The sequence below is a fragment of the uncultured Candidatus Puniceispirillum sp. genome, assembly GCF_963979125.1.
Lineage (GTDB): Bacteria > Pseudomonadota > Alphaproteobacteria > Puniceispirillales > Puniceispirillaceae > Puniceispirillum.
In genome coordinates this window covers 1-2,276 of sequence record NZ_CAXBVX010000173.1, presented here as the reverse complement: position 1 = coordinate 2,276, position 2,276 = coordinate 1, and the positions used below count along the sequence as shown (strand labels likewise).

Here is a 2,276-nt window from a genome sequence, read left to right as displayed (position 1 = left end):
AGATGGGCGGGCTGGAAGAACGGCTATACCGGCATCGCTGTGTCGAGGCATGGGCGATGGCGGTACCCTGGACAGGGGTGCCGCTGGCGAATCTGATTGCGCTGGCCAAGCCGTTGCCCGAAGCCAAATATCTGCGGATGGAAACGTTTCTTGATCCCGATGTTGCGCCCGGGCAAAAGCAGGGCTGGTATCCGTGGCCTTATGTCGAAGGGCTGACCATCGCCGAGGCGCAGAACGAGCTGGCTTTTCTGGCGACCGGCATCTATGGCAAAAACATGCCGAACCAGAATGGCGCGCCAATCCGGCTGGTGGTGCCGTGGAAATATGGCTTCAAATCGATCAAATCGATTGTCCGCTTTAGCTTTACCGACACCAAACCTGTGTCATTCTGGCAGGAGCTGGCTGGCACCGAATATGGGTTCTGGGCAAATGTGAATCCGATGGTGCCGCATCCGCGCTGGCCGCAACGTACCGAGCGCTTGCTAGGCACCGGACAACGGGTGAAAACCGAGATTTTCAATGGCTATGGCGATCAGGTGGCGGGGCTGTATGCCGATATGACGTTCGACGACCCGCGAACGCTGTATTTTTAGGTGGATTGGGCTGACGCTTCAATTACCGTCTCAAAATATTTAACGGCAAGCGGGTTTGGAGAGATCAAACAAAGAAAAGAATATAGGCTCATTGCGAATCATGGCAAAAGGTTGCCAGCTAGTCAAACTAGCGTACACCACCATAAATTCTTTAAATCCAGTATATCCGCCGAAAGAGTTCTTGGCATTTATTTCACCAGTTACGATGTAGCCATCTTTGAGCCCATTTACGAAGCATAGTTTAGATATTTGCGCTGACATTGGATCTTTCAAATCCTTTAACAGTTCTTCTTTGCCAGCTTTTGCCCAAAAATCTTTGGCATTCTTGAATTCTAAAGTGGTTGCGCTAGCTTTTGTGATCCCCGCTAATGCAAAGATCAAAATAATTCCTAACTTCGAAGCGTATTTTACAGATTTGATTTGCATTTTATGCTCATTGGCATCTTTTGATATCTTACTATAAAAAATGAAGTGACAGTCTACTGACGCAATCAAGGGTTGTTATTCTTGAATGTAATTCTTTCATTATTTTGAATGAGTTGGACGTTTTCACATAGGAACTTCGACATAATTTAAGTTAAGAATCGCTGAGACCGTTTCTTGATCTTCTATGATGTAAAATCCAGAATACGGTGCATGACTGAATTTTTCACCAATGATTGGCTTTGCATCAGGTCTGGGTGAGGTAACGAGCCAAGCTTGTTTAATCTTTATGCCAAATGGCCAACGAAATTCACCATCTTTATAGCATCCAGCATCAGCCTTAATAAGGGGTTCTGTGCGCACTACAGTCCGATCAAGTAGCTTTGCACTTCCTAGAATCTTTCCTTGGTCTCCTGATTCTCCTGCTTTGCTACCCACATAAATCACAAAGTCCTTTGAACCAAAACTGCGTGCTAAATCAACAGCTGTTTTTTCACTTCTGAATGATACGACAGGCCATGTTTTTGGCGTGAAGCCATGCATATGTGTTACAAATAATCTCATTCGTCTTATCTCCCCTATCTTGAGTGCCAGATTATGTGACACATAGGAGAGGATAGAAAATAAAGGTTAATTTAACGTTAATGAAAATGGTAAATTTTTGAAACTCTAACCCCGTGCCAGCATGTTGGTGAGCTGGGCGCAGATGGCTGGCATGTCATCAAGCGGGATAAAGTCATGATCGGGGATCACATCGCCAAGCGGCACCGTATGCCCGCCACGCATCATCGCATCATGAAAGGCGGCAAGGCGGCCGGTTTCGATCGTCGAATGAGCAGAACTGGTTGTTGCGCTGGTGGGGGCATCACTGGTGGCGATATCGCTATGCCAGTCGGCGACCATGACAGGGGTGCCGGTGATGGCGGCCTCGCTGGTCATATTGACCGAGTCCGAGGTGACGATAATCGCATCGGCAATGCCCAGAATACCCGGATAGGGATTGGCATCCTGCGGCGTGGCAAGGCGGTGGCGCGTGTGCGTATCATTCAGCGCGAGGGTTTCGGTCAGCTGCCGGATCAGATCAGGCGGGGTGCGGCGTGATGGCACGATAGCCAAGCTGGCCCTGGTCTGGCGGGCAAAAGCATCAAGCCTTGCCACCATGCGGCTGGCCATGGCAGGTGAAATCTTATAGCGCCGGTTATCGCCGCCAAGCATCACCACAACGCGCGGAAAGGCAGCATTTTTCCATTTTGGCGCAAG

4 protein-coding genes are annotated in these 2,276 nt (G+C 49.0%); 1 reads left to right on the top strand and 3 read right to left on the bottom strand.

The genetic code is table 11. From position 1 onward, the window contains the following. Positions 1-593: protein-methionine-sulfoxide reductase catalytic subunit MsrP (msrP, locus tag ABNT28_RS10890; RefSeq protein ID WP_348721608.1), on the top strand; the 593-nt coding region annotated here is incomplete at its 5' end. A 39-nt stretch (positions 594-632) separates the two neighbouring features. On the opposite strand, the gene ABNT28_RS10885 is transcribed toward msrP, so the two are convergent. The 3 genes from ABNT28_RS10885 to ABNT28_RS10875 all read right to left on the bottom strand — a co-directional run. Further along, positions 633-1,019, bottom strand: a complete 387-nt coding sequence (locus ABNT28_RS10885) for a hypothetical protein (RefSeq protein ID WP_332924882.1) — start codon at positions 1,017-1,019, stop codon at positions 633-635. Positions 1,020-1,142: 123 nt separating this feature from the next. Beyond that, positions 1,143-1,580, bottom strand: coding sequence for a hypothetical protein (locus ABNT28_RS10880; RefSeq protein ID WP_332924881.1), 438 nt, complete (start codon positions 1,578-1,580; stop codon positions 1,143-1,145). 105 nt (positions 1,581-1,685) lie between these two features. Continuing rightward, positions 1,686-2,276, bottom strand: a 591-nt coding sequence (locus ABNT28_RS10875; RefSeq protein WP_348721607.1) for an ELM1/GtrOC1 family putative glycosyltransferase, incomplete at its 5' end; no start/stop codon positions are given.